Origin of the sequence: Pseudomonas sp. M47T1 (assembly GCF_000263855.1) — a bacterium.
Classification (GTDB): Bacteria; Pseudomonadota; Gammaproteobacteria; order Pseudomonadales; family Pseudomonadaceae; genus Aquipseudomonas.
This window is the reverse complement of record NZ_AJWX01000006.1, coordinates 164,254-183,514: the sequence shown is the minus strand read 5'-3', so window position 1 is coordinate 183,514 and position 19,261 is coordinate 164,254. Positions and strand designations below refer to the sequence as shown.

Here is a 19,261-nt window from a genome sequence, read left to right as displayed (position 1 = left end):
GTGCGTGACCAGCACTCTTGAAGCGAGCTCTCCATGAAAAGCCAACCCGATGCCGCCAGCCGTACGGCGGCCGAGGTAGTGACGCAGTTACCGGTGCCCTCGCGCCTGGGTATGCTGCGTTTCGAACGGCTGAATGAAGCCAACTGGGCTCTGCTGTTCCTGGACCCCAACTGCGAGCGCCAATTCGGCCTGCCCGCAGCGGAGCTGTGTGCGCTGGTTGGCTCGCCCTACGCCAGCCTCATGGAGCCCGAAGCTCGCTATCAGTTGCACGACGCCATTCAATTGCAGTTGGCCAACAAGCCTCACTACCTGGTGCGTTACACGCTGCACACCTCCAGCGGGCCATTGGCGCTTCTGGAAGTCGGCGAGCCCTACAAACAGCACAACCGCCAGTTGTTGCGCGGCTACCTGCTGGTAGTGGAGACCCTGGCCGGCGAGTGGCCGCTGGGGCATGGCGACCTGGAAAGCCAGAACACCCGCCTGCAGGTGGCCCTGGAACTCAACCAGCGGGCCCAGCAGGAACAACTGCAGCATCTGGAGCGGGTGCGCGCCCAGCAAGACCTGATACTGCGCCTGGCGCGCCAGCGCTACAGCACCAGCGACCCGCTGCTGGAAGCCGGGCAGCTGATCACCCGCAGCGCGTGCGAAATCTACAAGATTGACGGCGCCCGACTGTGGAACCTCGTGGACCAGCGTCTGGAACCCATGGCCGCCTACAACGCCATCACCGACGAGTACGAGCACCCTGACGTCATAGACCTCAGCGGCTACCCCAGCTATCTGGAAGCGCTGCACACCAGCCGCGCCGTCGATGTCAACGACACTAGCTGTGATCCGCGCACCCAAGAAATGGCCGAGAGCCTGCAAGCACGGGATATCAACGCCATTCTCGACGCCAGCATCCGCATCGACGGTCAGGTGGTGGGCGTGCTGTGCCTGGAGCAGACCGGCGAGACGCACCCCTGGCAGTCCGACGAGATTGCCTTCGCCGGCGAGTTGGCCGACCAGTTCGCCCAGGTCATCAGCAACCATAACCGCCGCACCGCCACCAGTGCCCTGCACCTGTTCCAGCGCGCGGTGGAGCAAAGTGCCAACGCTTTTCTGCTGGTCAATTGCGAAGGCGTGGTGGAGTACGTGAACCCCAGCTTCACTGCCATCACTCAGTACAGCACCGAGGAAGTCCACGGCCAACGGCTGTCGCAACTGCCGGCGCTGGAAAACCTCAGCGAAATTCTATTCGACGCCCCCTCAAGCCTGGCCAACAGCAACAGCTGGCAGGGCGAGTTCAAGAGCCGGCGCAAAAACCTGGAACCCTACTGGGGCCAGCTGTCGATTTCCAAAGTGTACGGCGACAACCGCGAGCTGACGCACTACATCGGCATCTACGAAGACATCACCCAGAGCAAATTGGCGCAGCAGCGCATCGAGCGCCTGGCCTACACCGACAACCTGACCAGCCTGGGCAACCGCCCTGCGTTCATCCGTAACCTGGACGAGCGCTTTGCCCGCGACAGCGACAGCCCGATCAGCCTGCTGCTGGTGGACATCGACAACTTCAAGCGCATCAACGACAGCCTTGGCCACCAGACCGGGGACAAGCTGCTGATCAGCCTGGCCCGACGCCTGCGCAACAGCCTGAGCCCCACCGGCAGCCTGGCCCGCTTCGCCAGTAACGAATTCGCCGTGCTGCTGGATGACACCGACCTGGAAAGCGGCTACCAGACCGCCGTGCAGGTACTCAAGACCCTGGACAAGCCGATGTTCGTCGACAACCAGTTGATCAACGTCACCGGCTCCGTGGGCCTGGCCTGTGCACCCTTGCACGGGCGCGACCCGCAGACCCTGATGAAAAACGCCGGGCTGGCCCTGCACAAGGCCAAGGCCAACGGTAAACACCAGGTGCAGGTGTTCACCGAAGCCTTGAACGCCGAGGCCAGCTACAAGCTGTTCGTGGAAAACAACTTGCGTCGCGCCCTGACCCAGAATGAGCTGGAAGTGTTCTACCAGCCCAAGCTGTGCCTGCGCACCGGGCGCCTGCTGGGCATGGAGGCGTTGCTGCGCTGGAACCATCCGGAAAAAGGCATGATCCGCCCGGATCAGTTCATCAGCGTGGCCGAAGAAACCGGCTTGATCATCCCGATCGGCAAGTGGATAGCGCGCCAGGCCTGCCGCATGACCAAGAGCCTGATCGCCAGCGGCATGGGCCAGTTGCAGGTGGCAATCAACCTGTCGCCCAAGCAGTTTTCCGACCCGGACCTGGTGGCGTCCATCGCCCACATCCTCAAGGAAGAAGCCCTGGACCCGGCGCTGCTGGAGCTGGAATTGACCGAAGGCCTGCTGCTGGAAGCCACCGAAGACACCCACCAGCAGCTCGATCAGCTCAAGCAACTGGGCCTGACGCTGGCCATGGATGACTTCGGCACGGGCTATTCATCGCTCAGCTACCTGAAGAAATTCCCGATCGACATCATCAAGATCGATCGCAGCTTCATCCATGAAATTCCGGACAACCAGGACGACATGGAGATCACCTCGGCGGTGATCGCCATGGCCCACAACCTCAAGCTCAAAGTGGTAGCCGAAGGCATCGAGACTGCCGAGCAATTGAGCTTCCTGCGTCGCCACCGCTGCGACGTGGGCCAGGGCTACCTGTTCGACCGGCCTATCCCCAGCCATGAATTGCTGCGCAAGCTCAAACGCTACCCTCGCGGCCCGGGCGCCTGACATCCGCGCTACTCTCGGGCAAACTGTCGGTCTATCAATAGATGACAACCCAGGTTATCCACACCTGCTGCAGGGGAATGGAACATGGTTCTGCGTTCGGAGATTCTTGTGAACAAAAACGTTTTGCCTACCGCTGCCCAGGCCCTGCCTGGACGCGAATCGCCGATGACCGTGCCCAACGAGCACTTCGTCAACGGCCGCCCCCTGACCGGCCCGTTCCCGGAAGGGCTGGAAGTGGCCATTCTGGGCATGGGCTGTTTCTGGGGCGCCGAGCGCCTACTGTGGCAACAACCAGGCGTCTACACCACGGCCGTGGGTTACGCCGGCGGCATGACCCCCAACCCCACCTATGAAGAAACCTGCTCGGGCCTGACGGGCCACAGCGAAGTGGTGCTGGTGGTGTTCGACCCCAAGCAGACCAGCTACGAAGCGCTGCTCAAACCGTTCTGGGAATCCCACAACCCCACCCAGGGCATGCGCCAGGGCGGCGACATCGGCACCCAGTACCGCTCGGTGATCTTTGCAACCACTGCCCAGCAGTTCGCCGCTGCCGAGGCCAGCAAGGCGGCCTATCAGGACGAGCTGAGCAAGGCCGGCGAAGGTGAAATCACCACCCAAATCGCCGAGGCGCCAGCGTTCTACTACGCCGAGGCGTACCACCAGCAGTACCTGGCCAAGAACCCTGAAGGGTATTGCGGCCTGGGCGGCACCGGTGTGTGCATGCCGCCGTGGCTTAACCGCTGAGAAGCAGCGGCACGCTTTGAGCTGCAAGCTACAAGCTGACACAACACACAAGCTTGTAGCTTGTAGCTGCATCTATTCGGCGATCAGCCAATCCATCTGCCAGCTACCCTGGGTCTGCCCCAGCTTCACAGCCAGCCACGGCAGCAATTGGCGCAACTCTTCTTCCAGCCCCCAAGGCGGGTTGGCAATCGCCAGGCCAGAGCCGTTCAGGCTGTCGGGGCGCTCCAGCGAATGCACCAGCAACTCCACGCGCAACAGCTTGGGCGCGCCGCTGCCGGCCAGGTCCTGGTAGAAACGCTTGAGTGCGCGCTGGTCTTTCACCGGGTACCAGACCGCCGCCACGGTCTGGCGCATGCGCCCTACCGCTTCTTTCAGCGCCTTGGCGCAGCGCTGCATCTCGTCCAACTGCTCGAACGGTGGGTCGATCAGCATCACCGCGCGCTTCTCCGGCACCGGCAGCAGGGCGCGCGGCACATGCCAGCCTTCGCCCAGGTGCACGGCCACGCGGCGGTCGCCTTTCATGTTTTCCTTGAGCAGCAGGCCATCCTGGGGATGCTTTTCGTTGAGCTGCACACGGTCCTGCGGACGGGTGAGGCGGCGTGCCACTTCCGGGGAACCTGGGTAGTAGCGCAACTCGCCGTCGGGATTCATGTCGCGAATCATGCCCATGTAGTCGGCGGTCAGCGGCGGCAGGTCGTCTGCCTGCCACAGGCGGGCGATGCCCTCGAGAAATTCGCCGGTACGGCTGGCCTGGTCACCGCGCAGGTCGTACAGACCAATGCCAGCGTGGGTATCCAGGTAGGCAAAGGGCTGCTCCTTGCGCGACATCAGCGCAAGCAGGCGACTCAGTACCAGGTGTTTGAAGACGTCGGCGTGGTTGCCGGCGTGGTAGGCGTGACGATAGTTCATGGCAACTCCTGCAAGGCCGGGGAGTTTACCTTGAGCCGGCCCGACAACCCAAGTTGTCGAGCCGGCGATCCGATCACTTGCCGGCGTGGTAAGCGGCGCGCGACGCCTCGAAACGCGCCAGAATGGCACCCGACGGCCGTTTGCCCATCACACTGGTCAGCCAGATAGCCAGGGTCGCCAACGCAAAACCAGGGATGATTTCATACAGCTCGATGGGGCTGACGTTCTTCCACAGCACCACCGTGACCGCACCGGTGACAATGCCCACCAGCGCACCGTTGCGGGTCATGCCCTTCCACAGCACCGACAGCAGCACCACCGGCCCGAAGGCGGCGCCAAAGCCGGCCCAGGCGTAGCTGACCAGCCCCAGCACGCGGTTTTCCGGGTTGGCCGCCAGGGCAATGGCCACCAACGCCACCACCAACACCATGGCCCGGCCCACCCACACCAGCTCGCGCTGGCCGGCACCCTTGCGCAGGAAGGCCTTGTAGAAGTCCTCGGTCAGTGCACTGGAACACACCAGCAACTGGCAGCTCAAGGTACTCATGACCGCCGCCAGGATTGCCGACAGCAACACCCCGGCGACCCAGGGATTGAAGAGCACCTTGGCCAGCTCGATGAACACCCGCTCATGATTGTCGGCGACAGCGCCCGCCAACTGCGGGTTCGCTGCGAAATAAGCGATGCCGAAAAAGCCGACGGCAACGGTACCGCCCAGGCACAGAATCATCCAGCCCATGGAAATGCGTCGCGCCCTGGCAATCGACTTGACCGAATCCGCCGCCATGAACCGCGCCAGGATATGCGGCTGGCCAAAGTAACCCAGGCCCCAGCCCAGCAGCGAAATGATGCCGATGAAGCTGGTATTGCGCAGCATGTCGAAGTGCGCCGGGTCTTGCGCCTCAATGGCCAGGAACGTGGTGTCTACACCGCCAGTGGCCAACACCACGGCGATGGGCGTGAGGATGAGCGCGAAAATCACCAGGGTCGCCTGCACGGTGTCTGTCCAGCTCACGGCCAGGAAACCGCCCACGAAGGTGTAGGCGATGGTCGCCGCCGCGCCCGCCCACAGCGCCATTTCGTAGCTCATGCCGAAGGTGCTTTCGAACAGCCGTGCGCCGGCGACGATACCCGAGGCGCAATAGATGGTGAAGAACAGCAGGATTACCACCGCCGAGATGATGCGCAGCAGCCCGCTGTGGTCCTCGAAACGGCTGGCGAAGTAGTCCGGCAGGGTCAGGGCGTCGCCGCAGTGCTCGGTCTGCACCCGCAGGCGCCCCGCCACGAACAGCCAGTTCAGGTAGGCCCCCGTGATCAGGCCGATAGCGATCCAGCTTTCCGACAGCCCCGACAGGTAGATGGCGCCCGGCAAGCCCATCAGCAGCCAGCCGCTCATGTCCGAGGCGCCCGCCGACAGCGCGGTGACCACGCTGCCTAGGCTGCGACCGCCCAGGATGTAGTCCGAAAGGTTATTGGTGCGGCGGTAGGCAACGAGGCCGATCAGCACCATGACAGCGATGTAGATCACAAAGGTGATCAATGTGGGGTTGCTCACACCCATGGCAAACGTCCTTTTAGTTGTTTTTATGTCGCAACCAGCGAGTTGCACCTTTTTGCACGCCAGGCGCCAACCCCAATCGGGGTTGCACCATCGAAGTGCATTTTGGTGCGATCAGCGGACGAGGCGCAACCGATATGGCCTGCAAGTTGCACCTTGTTACAGAACAGTCGGCGAATGGCGCCAATGCCCTGATTCTGCTTCTTTTGGGAGCATTGCTAGCGGTCTCGCACCCCGTTTGTGCAGATTCGCCACATCCGACCCCCAACCCGATGACAGGTGCAACTTTTCATGAAAAACAAGGTTGCACCTAGTTGCACCTTACCGCGAGCAACGGCTAATCTTGCCGCCGGCTTTATTGCCACACCTTTGTGGCCTTGATGAGGACAAGCAATTGGCGACGACCACCCTTGGGGTCAAACTAGACGACCCGACCCGCGAGCGACTGAAAACGGCTGCGCAATCCATCGACCGCACCCCGCACTGGTTGATCAAGCAGGCGATTTTCAATTACCTGGAAAAGCTCGAGGGTGGCGCCACCCTGCCTGAACTCAACGGCCATCCGCACCCGGCCAACCACGACGCTGGTGAGGTGCACGCCGATCACGCCCACCAGTGCTTCCTGGAGTTTGCCGAAAGCATCCTGCCGCAGTCGGTACTGCGCGCCGCCATCACCGGTGCCTACCGTCGACCCGAGCCGGAAGTGGTGCCGATGCTCCTGGAGCAGGCACGCCTGCCCGTGGCCATGGCCGAAGCTACCAACAAGCTGGCCGCCGGCATTGCCGAGAAACTGCGCAACCAGAAGAGCGCCGGCGGCCGTGCGGGCATCGTTCAGGGCCTGTTGCAGGAATTTTCCCTATCGTCCCAAGAAGGCGTGGCCCTGATGTGCCTGGCCGAAGCCTTGCTGCGCATTCCGGACAAGGGCACCCGTGACGCCCTGATCCGCGACAAGATCAGCAACGGCAACTGGCAGCCGCACCTGGGCAACAGCCCGTCACTGTTCGTCAACGCTGCTACCTGGGGCCTGCTGCTGACCGGCAAGCTGGTCTCCACCCACAACGAAGCAGGCCTGACTTCGTCGCTGAGCCGCATCATCGGCAAGAGCGGCGAGCCGATGATCCGCAAAGGCGTGGACATGGCCATGCGGCTGATGGGCGAGCAGTTCGTCACCGGCGAAACCATCGCCGAAGCACTGGCCAACGCCAGCAAGTTCGAAGCCAAGGGCTTCCGCTACTCCTACGACATGCTGGGTGAAGCCGCACTCACCGAGCACGATGCACAGAAATACCTGGCGTCCTACGAGCAAGCCATCCATTCGATCGGCAAGGCCTCCCACGGCCGCGGCATCTATGAAGGCCCGGGCATCTCGATCAAGCTGTCGGCCCTGCACCCGCGCTACAGCCGCGCCCAGTACGAGCGCGTGATGGACGAGTTGTACCCGCGCCTGCTGTCGCTGACCCTGCTGGCCAAGCAATATGACATCGGCCTGAACATCGACGCCGAGGAAGCCGACCGCCTGGAGCTGTCGCTGGACCTGCTCGAACGCCTGTGCTTCGAGCCGCAACTGACCGGTTGGAACGGCATCGGCTTCGTGATCCAGGCCTACCAGAAGCGCTGCCCCTATGTGATCGACTATGTCATCGACCTGGCGCGCCGTAGCCGCCACCGCCTGATGATCCGCCTGGTGAAGGGTGCCTACTGGGACAGCGAGATCAAGCGCGCCCAGGTCGAGGGCCTGGAAGGCTACCCGGTGTACACCCGCAAGGTGTACACCGACGTGTCCTACATCGCCTGCGCCCGCAAGCTGCTGTCGGTACCGGAAGTCATCTACCCGCAGTTCGCCACGCACAACGCCCACACCCTGTCGGCCATCTACCACATCGCCGGTCAGAACTATTACCCTGGCCAGTACGAGTTCCAGTGCCTGCACGGCATGGGTGAACCGCTGTACGAACAGGTGGTTGGCAAGGTTGCCGACGGCAAGCTGAACCGCCCTTGCCGCGTATACGCTCCGGTGGGCACTCACGAAACGCTACTGGCCTACCTGGTACGTCGCCTGCTGGAGAACGGCGCCAACACCTCGTTCGTCAACCGCATCGCCGACACCTCCATCTCCATCCAGGAACTGGTGGCCGACCCGGTCAGCACCATCGAGCGCATGGCTGCCCAGGAAGGCAACGCTGGCCTGCCGCACCCGCGCATTGCGTTGCCGCGCGACCTGTACGGCAGTGAACGCGCCAACTCGGCCGGCATCGACATGGCCAACGAACACCGCCTGGCTTCGCTGTCGTGCGCCCTGCTGAGCACGGCCCACACTGACTGGAAAGCCGCGCCAATGCTGGGCTGCGCTGTCAGCAACGAAGCTGCCCAGGCCGTGCTGAACCCGTCCGACCACCGTGACGTGGTCGGCCACGTTCAGGAAGCCAACGTCCAGGACGTCGATAACGCCATCCTGTGCGCCATGAGCAACGGCCCGATCTGGCAGGCCACCCCGCCGGCTGAACGCGCCGCTATCCTGGAGCGCGCCGCCGACCTGATGGAAGGCGAGATGCAGCCGCTGATGGGCCTGCTGGCCCGCGAAGCCGGCAAGACCTTTGCCAATGCCATCGCCGAAGTGCGCGAGGCCGTGGACTTCCTGCGCTACTACGCGGTGCAGGCCCGCAACGATTTCAGCAACGATGCCCATCGCCCACTGGGCCCGGTGGTGTGCATCAGCCCGTGGAACTTCCCCCTGGCGATCTTCACCGGCCAGGTAGCCGCCGCCCTGGCCGCCGGCAACCCGGTACTGGCCAAGCCGGCCGAACAAACCCCGCTGGTGGCCGCCCAGGCCGTGCGCCTGCTGCTGGAAGCCGGCATTCCCGAAGGCGTGGTGCAACTGCTGCCGGGCCGCGGTGAAACCGTGGGTGCCCGCCTGGTGGGCGATGATCGCGTCAAGGGCGTGATGTTCACCGGCTCCACCGAGGTGGCGCGCCTGCTGCAACGCAACATCGCCGGCCGCCTGGATACCCAGGGCCGTCCGATCCCGCTGATCGCCGAAACAGGCGGCCAGAACGCGATGATCGTCGACTCCTCGGCGCTCACCGAACAAGTGGTGATCGATGTCGTTTCCTCGGCCTTCGACTCCGCTGGCCAGCGTTGCTCGGCCCTGCGCGTGCTGTGCCTGCAGGAAGATTGCGCCGACCGCGTGATCGAAATGCTCAAGGGCGCTATGGCCGAATCGCGCCTGGGCAACCCCGAGCGCTTGTCCGTGGACATCGGCCCGGTGATCGATGCCGAAGCCAAGGCGGGCATCGAGAAGCACATCCAGGCCATGCGCGACAAAGGCCGCGCCGTGTACCAGGTGGCCATCGCCGACGGCGAGGAAGTGAAGCGCGGCACCTTCGTGATGCCAACGCTGATCGAGCTGGAAAGCTTTGACGAGCTGCAACGCGAGATCTTCGGCCCCGTGCTGCACGTGGTGCGCTACAGCCGCAAGAACCTTGACCAGTTGATCGAGCAGATCAATGCTTCCGGCTACGGCCTGACGCTGGGCGTGCACACCCGCATCGACGAGACCATCGCCAAGGTGATCGACAACGTCAACGCCGGTAACGTCTACGTCAACCGCAACATCGTGGGCGCAGTGGTGGGCGTGCAGCCGTTTGGCGGCGAAGGCCTGTCGGGCACCGGCCCGAAAGCCGGTGGCCCGCTGTACCTGTACCGCCTGCTGTCGACCCGCCCGGACGATGCCATCGAGCATACCTTCAAGCAGGCCGACACCCTGGCAGCCCCGGACGTGCGTCTGCGTGATGCCATGGCAAAACCACTGCAAGCCCTGCAAGCCTGGGCCGGCAGCAACCAGCACGCGGAATTGGCAACCCTGTGCGCCCAGTTCGCCCAGCAATCGCAAAGCGGCGTGACCCGCCAACTGACCGGCCCTACTGGCGAGCGCAACAGCTACAGCATCCTGCCGCGCGAGCACGTACTGTGCCTGGCCGACCAGGAAGCCGACCTGCTGGTGCAACTGGCCGCTACCCTGGCCGTGGGCAGCACCGCCGTATGGCTGGAAGGTGAGCTGGGCAAAGCCCTGCGCACCCGCCTGCCGAAGGAAGTGCAAGCGCGCATCCAGCTCGTGCCGGAATGGACCAAGGATGAAGTGGTATTTGACGCCGTGCTGCACCATGGCGACAGCGACCAGCTGCGCGCGGTGTGCCAGCAAGTGGCCAAGCGTGCCGGCGCCATCGTCGGCGTGCAGGGGCTGTCCCATGGCGAGAGCAACATCGCCCTGGAACGCCTGGTGATCGAGCGGGCATTGAGCGTTAACACTGCTGCGGCGGGTGGTAATGCCAGCCTGATGACCATCGGCTGATCGTTGAAAAAATGAAAAAAGGCGCCTTCATCGGCGCCTTTTTTTCATGCACCACGGCCCGCTCCCCCAGAATACCCAGACCCTCCAGCCATCATCACCGCCATCTATCTTCCTGTTCCCGCCCCTGCCTCGCTTCTACACTCGGCGCATCAATAAAAGGATGCCGCCATGTCCGAGACCCTTCTCAGCTCCCGCAACCTGGCCTTCGAGCTCTACGAAGTGCTGGACGCCGAAAACCTCACCCAGCGCGAGCGCTTCGCCGAGCACAACCGCGAAACCTTCGACGCTGCCATCGGCACCGCGCGCAGCATTGCCGAGAAATACTTCGCGCCGCACAACCGCAAGGCCGATGAAAACGAGCCTCGTTACGAGAACGGCGCCGCCGTGCTCATCCCGGAGGTGAAACCGGCTGTCGATGCGTTCCTGCAAGCCGGCTTTCTCAATGCCTCGCGCTCGTTCGAAGACGGCGGCATGCAATTGCCCACCTTGCTGTCCCAGGCCTGCTTCGCGCATTTCCAGGCGGCCAACGCTGGTAGCACCTCCTACCCCTTCCTGACCATGGGCGCCGCCAACCTGATCGAAAGCTTTGGCAGCGACGAGCAGAAACAGCGCTTCCTGCAGCCCATGATCGAAGGCCGCTTCTTCGGCACCATGGCCCTTACCGAGCCTCACGCCGGTTCCTCGCTGTCGGATATCCGCACCCGCGCCGAACCGGCCGCCGACGGCAGTTACCGCCTCAAGGGCAACAAGATCTTCATTTCCGGTGGCGATCACCCGCTGTCCGAGAACATCGTGCACCTGGTGCTGGCCAAGCTGCCGGACGCACCGCCAGGGGTGAAAGGCATCTCGCTGTTCATCGTGCCCAAGTTCCTGGTGAACGACGATGGCAGCCTGGGCAAGCGCAACGACGTGCTGCTGGCCGGGTTGTTCCACAAGATGGGCTGGCGCGGCACCACCTCCACGGCGCTGAACTTCGGCGATAATGGAGATTGTGTTGGCTATCTGGTGGGCAAGCCGCATCAGGGCCTGAGCTACATGTTCCAAATGATGAACGAGGCTCGCATCGGCGTCGGCATGGGCGCGGTAATGCTTGGCTATGCCGGGTACCTGTATTCCCTGGAATATGCCCGCGAACGTCCTCAGGGCCGCCTGCCCGATGCCAAGGATCCCACCGCCGCGCCGGTGGCGATCATCAACCACGCCGACGTGCGGCGCATGCTGCTGACCCAGAAAGCCTATGTGGAAGGCGCCTTCGACCTGGGCTTGTACGCCGCACGCCTGTTCGATGACACGCTCACCGGGGAAACCGCAGAAGTGCGCCGCCAGGCCCACGAACTGCTCGACCTGCTGACCCCTATCGTCAAGTCATGGCCTTCGGAGTTCTGCCTGAAGGCCAACGAACTGGCGATCCAGATCCTTGGTGGCCACGGTTACACCCGCGAATACCCGGTGGAACAGTACTATCGCGACAACCGGCTGAACCCCATCCACGAAGGCACCCACGGCATCCAGTCGCTGGACCTGCTGGGCCGCAAGCTGGCCCAGAACGGCGGCGCCGGGCTCAAGCAACTGATGCGCCTGATCACCACCACGTGCGAACGCGCCCAGGCACACCCTGAACTGAACGCAATGCGCCAGCCGCTGGAACAATTGCTGACCGCGTTGCAAGGCGTGACCCTGGGGCTGTTGGGCGACCTGGCCAAGGGGCAGGTCACCGGGACACTGGCCAACTCGGCGTTGTACCTGAAGGTGTTCGGCCACACGGTGATTGGCTGGCGCTGGCTGGAGCAGGCCATCCGCGCTCAGGAAGGATTGGCCATGGGGGACGCCGCCGATGGCGAGTTCTACCAGGGTAAATTGCAAGCCGCCCGGTACTTCCTGACCTGGGAGGTGCCCGCTTGTCATCACGACCTGCATTTATTGCAGACCCGCGACGACACCTGCCTCGGCATGGCAGACAGCTGGTTCTAGCAGCTGCTGCAGGTCGGCGCTGCCCAGAGGCTGCGAAGGCCCGCAAAGCGGGCCCGCGATCGACATCACAACGCCGGAGGTCCTGCAGACCTTTTCGCCGCCTGACGGCAGCGCCACAGAGGGGGCAGGTAGGGCGTAACGTCGCGCTAATGCGAAGCTTTTTGACATGGGTACATTTGCACAGGTTAGAATCCCTTGGCACGCAGCCTGCATGAGGCACGCTGTTTCGCCACCTCAGTTTTAGGGAGTACTGCCTTTGAATGCGACGACCATCAACAGCCTGTTCTTGATCGGCGCGTTGCTGGTGGGTGCTAGCATTCTGGTCAGCTCCTTGTCCTCCCGCCTCGGCATCCCCATTCTGGTGATCATCCTGGCGGTAGGCATGGCCGCCGGCGTCGACGGCGGCGGTATCATTTTCGACAATTACCCCACGGCCTACCTGGTCGGCAACCTGGCACTGGCGGTGATCCTGTTGGACGGCGGCCTGCGAACGCGGGTGGCCAGTTTCCGCGTGGCGCTGTGGCCGGCGCTGTCGCTGGCCACGGTAGGCGTGCTGATCACCACCGGGCTGACCGGCGTGCTGGCGGCCTGGTTGTTCAACCTGAGCCTCCTCCAGGGCCTGCTGATAGGCGCCATCGTCGGCTCGACCGACGCCGCGGCGGTGTTTTCGCTGCTGGGTGGCAAAGGCCTGAACGAGCGGGTAACCGCCAGCCTCGAGATCGAGTCGGGCAGCAACGACCCCATGGCGGTGTTCCTTACCGTCACCTTGATCGACATGCTCGCCAGCCACCAGACCGGCCTGCACTGGAGCCTGCTGGGCCACCTGGTGCAGGAATTCGGCATCGGCGCCATTATCGGCCTGGGCGGCGGCTGGGTGATGTTGCAACTGGTCAACCGCATCAACCTGGCAGGCGGCCTGTACCCCATCCTGGTAATCGCCGGCGGCCTGGTGGTGTTCGCCCTGACCAACGCCCTGCATGGCAGCGGCTTCCTGGCGGTGTACCTGTGCGGCCTGGTAATGGGCAACAAGCCAATTCGCAGCCGCCACGGCATTCTGCACATGCTTGACGGCATGGCCTGGCTGGCGCAGATCGGCATGTTCCTGGTGCTGGGCCTGCTGGTTACCCCACACGACCTGCTGCCCATTGCCCTGCCCGCCCTAGTGCTGGCGCTGGGCATGATCCTGGTGGCTCGCCCGCTGTCGGTCTTTGTCGGGCTGCTGCCGTTCAAGGCTTTCCACGGTCGGGAAAAAGCCTTCATTTCCTGGGTAGGTCTGCGCGGCGCCGTGCCGATCATCCTGGCGGTGTTCCCGCTGATGGCCGGGCTGCCCGATGCTCAGCTGTACTTCAACCTGGCGTTCTTCATCGTGCTGGTCTCGCTGCTGGTACAAGGCACCAGCCTGCCGTGGATGGCCAAACTGCTGAAAGTCACCGTGCCGCCCGACCCGGCGCCCATCTCCCGCTCGGCCTTGGAAGTGCACGTCACCAGCGAGTGGGAAATGTTCGTCTACCGCCTTGGCGCAGAAAAGTGGTGCATCGGTTCGCCCCTGCGGGAGCTGAAAATGCCTGACGGCACCCGCATCGCGGCGCTGTTTCGAGGGCAGGAACTGCTCCATCCGTCGGGTAGTACGGTGTTGGAAGTCGACGATCTGTTGTGCGTGATTGGCCATGAACACAATTTGCCAGCACTCGGAAAGCTGTTCAGCCAGGCACCACAACGCGGCCTGGATTTGCGTTTCTTCGGCGACTTCGTGCTCGAAGGGGACGCAGAACTGGGGCCTGTAGCCGCCTTGTACGGTTTGCAGCTCGACGGCCAGGACCCGCAAATGCCGCTCAGCCGCTTCATCATGCAGAAGGTTGGCGGTGCGCCGGTGGTGGGCGACCACGTGGTGTGGAACAACACAATCTGGACTGTCGCGGTCATGGACGGGAACAAGATCCAGAAAGTAGGCGTCAAATTGCCCGAAGGAACTGCCCCGGGTCCCGGGTTGTTCCTCTAAACTGCCATTTCTCTTCGAGCTGTAACGACTTTCACTATGCCCTCACTGCGCTCATTCTTCTCCGCAGCCCTGCTTGGGCTGTGCCTGACTGTCACTGCCGTCCAGGCAGCCGACCCACCCACCAGCGAGTCGGTACAGCAAAGCATCGACAAGATCGCCGACCGCAAGCTGTCCGACGCCGATCAGAAGGCACTACAGCAGGTACTGGAACAGACGCTGGCCTTCCTCGCCAACCGCGACGACAGTAGCAACCAACTGCCTACCCTGAAGAAGCAGCTGGCCGAAGCGCCCCAGGTCATTGCCGAAAACCAGCGCGAGCTGACCAAGCTCAAGGCCACGCGAGTCATCCCGGTAGCCCAGCGCTATGCCAACCTGTCGGTGCCACAGCTGGAGCAACTGCTCAATGACCGCGGTGCCCAGCAAGGCGACCTGCAAAAGCAGCTGACCGAAGCCAACAGCCTGAGCATCACCGCCCAGACCCGCCCTGAACGGGCGCAGACAGAGATCAGCAACAGCCAGGCGCGCATCAGTCAGATCAACGGCATTCTCAAGAGCGGCAAGGACAACGGCAAGGTCATCTCTGCCGACCAGCGCAACCAACTGCTGGCCGAGCAGGCGTCGATCAATGCCCTGGTGACGCTGCGCCGCCAGGAACTGGCCGGCAACACCTTGCTGCAGGACCTGGGCAACAGCCAGCATGACCTGGTGACGGAGAAAATCGCCCGGGTCAGCCAGGAAGTGCAGGACCTGCAGTCGCTGATCAACGAAAAGCGCCTGGCCCAGTCCCAGGAGACCGTTACCCAGCAGTCCCTGGAAGCCCAGAAAGCCGGTGGCAGCAGCGTGCTGGCCACCGAGAGCGCCAGCAACCTGAAGCTGTCCGACTACCTGCTGAAAAGTACCGACCGGCTCAATGACCTGACCCAGCAGAACCTGCACACCCAGCAGCAACTGGACAACGTGACCCAGAGCGACCAAGCCCTGGACGAGCAGATCAACGTACTCAAGGGCAGCCTGCTGCTGTCCAAGATCCTCTACAAGCAGAAGCAGGCCCTGCCGCACCTGAAGGTGGACCGCAACCTGGCGGACGAGATCGCCGACATCCGCTTGTACCAGTTCGAGGTCAACCAGCAGCGCGAAGCGCTCAGCAGCCCCACGGCCTATGTCGACGGCCTGATTGCCGCGCAACCACCCGAGCAGGTCACCCCGCAACTGCGCAAGCAACTGCTGGACCTGGCGGTTACCCGCAGCGATTTGCTGGAGCGCCTGAACCGTGAGTTGAGTGCATTACTCAACGAGTCGATCACCCTGCAACTGAACCAGAAACAGTTGCTGACCACCGCCCAAGGCCTGCGCGCAACCCTGGACGAGCAGATGTTCTGGATCCCCAGCAACAAGCCGCTGGACCCGGACTGGCTGGAAAGCGCGCCCTCGCACCTGAGCAAGCAGGTCACCACGCTGCCGTGGGCCTCAAGCCTGAGCGAACTGGCTGACGGCCTGGTACAGCGTCCGCTGTTCTTCGTGCCTTTGCTGTTGCTGATTGGCGTGCTGTTGTGGCGCCGCAGCTACTTGCACGACCGCCTCAACCGCGTGCACAAGGATATTGGCCACTTCAAGCGTGACAGCCAGTGGCACACCCCTCAGGCCTTGCTGGTGAACGTTTTGCTCGCTATTCCGGTGGGCCTGGGCCTGGCCTTGTGCGGCCTGGCACTACAGATCGACGCCCGCGGCCAGAACGCCAGCCTGGGTTCGGCCCTGCTGCAAATGGCCCAGGCCTGGCTGGTGTTCTACACCGCCTACCGAATGCTAGCCCCGGGCGGCGTGGCCGAGGTGCATTTCCGCTGGCAGAAACCCCAGGTCGAGTTCCTGCGCAACTGGGTACGACGCTTGGGCATCGTGGTCATGGCCCTGGTGGCCGTGGTGGCCGTGGCCGAGTTGCAGCCCTCGGCACTGGCCGACGACGTAATCGGCATTGCCGTGGTGCTCACCTGCTACGCCCTCATGGCCTGGTTGCTCAGCCGCCTGCTGCTCAGCAGCCCCACCCACGGCAACACCTCGTTGTTCCGCAAGGCCGTGGGCGTGGCATTCACCGCCTTGCCGGTGGCGCTGTTCGTGGCCGTATGCTTTGGCTACTACTACACCGCGCTGAAGCTCACCGACCGGCTGATCGACACCCTGTACCTGCTGATGCTGTGGCTGGTGATCGAGGCGGCGTTCGTGCGCGGCCTCAGCGTGGCAGCCCGGCGCCTGGCCTACCAACGCGCGCTGAGCAAGCGTCAGGCCGCCAAGGAAAGCGGCGACGGCGAAATTCCCATAGAAGAACCGACCCTGGACATCGAACAGGTCAACCAGCAGTCCCTGCGCCTGATTCGCCTGGCCCTGATGGGCGTGTTCATCGCCGGTTTGTACTGGGTGTGGTCGGACCTGATCAGTGTGTTCGCCTACCTGGACAACATCACCCTCTACGAATACACCAGCGGCACCGGCGCCACTATGAGCATGGTGCCGATCAGCCTGGGCGACCTGTTAGGCGCACTGATCATTGTCGGCATCACCGTGGCCCTGGCGGGTAACCTGCCAGGCCTGCTGGAAGTGCTGGTGCTGTCGCGGCTCAACCTGGCCCAGGGCAGCGCCTACGCCACCACCACATTGCTGTCCTACGTGATCATCGGCATCGGCTTCGTCTCGGCGCTGTCGACCCTGGGCGTCAGCTGGGACAAGTTGCAGTGGCTGGTAGCGGCGCTGTCGGTAGGCCTGGGTTTCGGCATGCAGGAGATCTTCGCCAACTTCATCTCCGGCATCATGATCCTGTTCGAGCGCCCGGTGCGCATCGGTGACACCATCACCATCGGCAGCCTGTCGGGCACGGTGAGCAAGATCCGCATCCGCGCCACCACCATCACCGACTTCGACCGCAAGGACATCATTGTTCCGAACAAGACGTTCATCACCGGGCAACTGATCAACTGGTCGCTGACCGACACCATCACCCGGGTCACCCTGAAACTGGGCGTGGACTACGGCTCTGACCTGGACCTGGTCAAGTCGCTGCTGCTCAAGGGCGCACAGGAGAACCCGCGGGTGCTCAAGGAGCCGGGCCCCAGCGTGTACTTCCTGAACTTCGGTGAAAGTACCCTGGACCACGAACTGCGCATGCATGTACGCGACCTGGGCGACCGCAACCCGGTGCTCGACGAAATGAACCGCTACATCAACCGCGAGTTCAAGAAGCACAACATCAACATCTCCTTCCGGCAGATGGAGGTGTACCTGAAGAACACCCAGGGCCAGGAATACAAGATGGTGCCCATCGAAAACGTCGACAAGGCCCTGTTGCCCAACCCCGACCCCCAGGTGAAAACCCGGCCCGAACCGCCCGACACTCATCTGGACTGACTGGACGCCGCCAGCATACCCCAGCAGAATGCTTGGACATTCTGCTGGAGATGGCCGTTGAAAGCCCTCGACGAACTGACCTTCGACAACCGCTTCGCCCGTCTGGGCGACGCGTTCTCAACCTCGGTGCTGCCCGACCCCATCGACAACCCGCGCCTTGTGGTGGCCAGCGACGGCGCCATGGCGTTGCTGGACCTTGAGCCTACCGAGGCCCATTCGCCAGTGTTTGCCCAACTGTTCAGTGGCCACAAGCTGTGGGCCGAGGCGCAGCCGCGGGCCATGGTGTATTCCGGGCATCAATTCGGCGGCTACAGCCCACGCCTGGGCGATGGTCGCGGGTTGCTGCTGGGCGAGGTGTACAACGACGCCGGCGAGCACTGGGACCTGCACCTCAAGGGCGCCGGCCTGACGCCGTACTCGCGCATGGGCGATGGCCGCGCGGTACTGCGCTCCTCGATCCGCGAGTTCCTGGCCAGCGAAGCCCTGCACGCCCTGGGCATTCCCACCAGCCGCGCGCTGTGCGTGATCGGCTCCGACACTCCCGTATGGCGTGAAACCCAAGAGCGAGCGGCCATGGTGCTGCGCCTGGCGCCCAGCCACATTCGCTTCGGGCACTTCGAGTATTTCTACTACACCAAGCAGCCGGAACAGGCCAAGGTGCTGGGCGAGCACGTGCTGGCCATGCACTTTCCCGAGTGCCTGGAACAGCCCGAACCGTACTTGGCGATGTTCCGCGCCATCGTCGAGCGCAACGCCGAGCTAATCGCCAAGTGGCAGGCCTACGGTTTCTGCCACGGGGTAATGAACACCGACAACATGTCGATCCTGGGCATTACCTTCGACTTCGGCCCGTTCGCCTTCCTCGACGACTTCGACGCCAACTTCATCTGCAACCACTCCGACGACCAGGGTCGCTACAGCTTCAGCAACCAGGTGCCCATTGCCCACTGGAACCTCAGTGCCCTGGCCCAGGCGCTGACGCCGTTCATCAACGTGCAAGCGCTGCGTGAAACTCTGGAGTTGTTCCTGCCACTGTACGAAGCCCATTACCTGGACTTGATGCGTCGCCGCCTGGGCCTGGCCCAGGGCGAAGACAGCGACAAGGCGCTTATCGAAGACCTGCTGCGGTTGATGCAGAACAGCAGCGTGGACTACAACCTGTTCTTGCGCCGCCTGGGCGACCAACCCGCGGCCCAGGCCGTGGCGACATTGCGCGATGACTTCATCGACCGCGACGGCTTTGACCATTGGTCCGCCCGCTACCTGCAACGCCTGGCCGTCCAGGGCGACGACCCGGAACGCACCGCGCGCATGCACGCGGTGAACCCGTTGTACCTGTTGCGCAACTACCTGGCGCAAAACGCCATCGATGCAGCGCAACAAGGTGACTACGAAGAAGTGCGCCGGCTGCACAACGTGCTCACCCGGCCGTTCGACGAACAACCGGGCATGCAGGCGTATGCACAGCGGCCGCCGGAGTGGGGCAAGCATCTGGAAATAAGCTGTTCCTCGTAGCAGCGGCCGAAGGCCGCGTTACCGGCGCAGTGCACTGCCTGGCAAACCGCGTCGCAAGACGCAGCCTCGACGTTGCTCCTGCTTTCAGTGAAGCCCAGGC

The 19,261-nt window shown here is 63.3% G+C and carries 9 protein-coding genes; 7 read left to right on the top strand and 2 right to left on the bottom strand.

Features of this window, described 5'->3' with window-relative positions; all coding sequences use genetic code 11:
• Positions 1-33 precede the first annotated feature (33 nt).
• Together PMM47T1_RS09685 and msrA are read left to right on the top strand one after the other, a co-directional pair.
• Complete coding sequence (locus PMM47T1_RS09685; protein WP_008368129.1) at positions 34-2,724, top strand: sensor domain-containing phosphodiesterase; 2,691 nt, start codon at positions 34-36, stop codon at positions 2,722-2,724.
• A gap of 84 nt (positions 2,725-2,808) precedes the next feature.
• Positions 2,809-3,468, top strand: a complete 660-nt coding sequence (gene msrA / locus PMM47T1_RS09680; protein ID WP_008368127.1) for a peptide-methionine (S)-S-oxide reductase MsrA — start codon at positions 2,809-2,811, stop codon at positions 3,466-3,468.
• A gap of 72 nt (positions 3,469-3,540) precedes the next feature.
• On the opposite strand, the gene PMM47T1_RS09675 is transcribed toward msrA, so the two are convergent.
• Both PMM47T1_RS09675 and putP read right to left on the bottom strand, forming a co-directional pair.
• Entirely contained in the window at positions 3,541-4,377 is an 837-nt protein-coding gene (locus PMM47T1_RS09675; RefSeq protein ID WP_008368125.1) for a 23S rRNA (adenine(2030)-N(6))-methyltransferase RlmJ, read from the bottom strand.
• Between the two features lie 73 nt (positions 4,378-4,450).
• Complete coding sequence (putP, locus tag PMM47T1_RS09670) at positions 4,451-5,938, bottom strand: sodium/proline symporter PutP (RefSeq protein ID WP_008368122.1); 1,488 nt, start codon at positions 5,936-5,938, stop codon at positions 4,451-4,453.
• Between the two features lie 391 nt (positions 5,939-6,329).
• Here putP and putA point away from each other — a divergent pair, with 391 nt between their 5' ends.
• The 5 genes from putA to selO all read left to right on the top strand — a co-directional run bounded on the left by putA (position 6,330) and on the right by selO (position 19,161).
• Positions 6,330-10,283, top strand: a complete 3,954-nt coding sequence (putA, locus tag PMM47T1_RS09665; RefSeq protein WP_008368120.1) for a trifunctional transcriptional regulator/proline dehydrogenase/L-glutamate gamma-semialdehyde dehydrogenase — start codon at positions 6,330-6,332, stop codon at positions 10,281-10,283.
• Positions 10,284-10,451: 168 nt separating this feature from the next.
• A complete protein-coding gene (locus tag PMM47T1_RS09660) occupies positions 10,452-12,254 on the top strand; it encodes an acyl-CoA dehydrogenase (RefSeq protein ID WP_008368117.1) in 1,803 nt (600 codons plus the stop codon).
• Between the two features lie 256 nt (positions 12,255-12,510).
• The gene (locus PMM47T1_RS09655) at positions 12,511-14,253 is read left to right on the top strand and encodes a potassium/proton antiporter (protein WP_008368114.1); all 1,743 of its coding nucleotides are present in this window, start codon (positions 12,511-12,513) and stop codon (positions 14,251-14,253) included.
• 36 nt (positions 14,254-14,289) lie between these two features.
• Complete coding sequence (gene mscK, locus PMM47T1_RS09650; protein ID WP_008368112.1) at positions 14,290-17,646, top strand: mechanosensitive channel MscK; 3,357 nt, start codon at positions 14,290-14,292, stop codon at positions 17,644-17,646.
• 57 nt (positions 17,647-17,703) lie between these two features.
• Complete coding sequence (gene selO, locus PMM47T1_RS09645) at positions 17,704-19,161, top strand: protein adenylyltransferase SelO (protein WP_008368110.1); 1,458 nt, start codon at positions 17,704-17,706, stop codon at positions 19,159-19,161.
• The last annotated feature ends 100 nt before the right edge of the window (positions 19,162-19,261 follow it).

Coding starts and splice junctions, on each gene's coding strand:
- mscK (WP_008368112.1), top strand. CDS start 14,290: ATGCCCTCACTGCGCTCATTCTTCTCCGCAGCCCTGCTTGGGCTGTGC.
- PMM47T1_RS09685 (WP_008368129.1), top strand. CDS start 34: ATGAAAAGCCAACCCGATGCCGCCAGCCGTACGGCGGCCGAGGTAGTG.
- PMM47T1_RS09660 (WP_008368117.1), top strand. CDS start 10,452: ATGTCCGAGACCCTTCTCAGCTCCCGCAACCTGGCCTTCGAGCTCTAC.
- PMM47T1_RS09675 (WP_008368125.1), bottom strand. CDS start 4,377: ATGAACTATCGTCACGCCTACCACGCCGGCAACCACGCCGACGTCTTC.
- putP (WP_008368122.1), bottom strand. CDS start 5,938: ATGGGTGTGAGCAACCCCACATTGATCACCTTTGTGATCTACATCGCT.
- msrA (WP_008368127.1), top strand. CDS start 2,809: ATGGTTCTGCGTTCGGAGATTCTTGTGAACAAAAACGTTTTGCCTACC.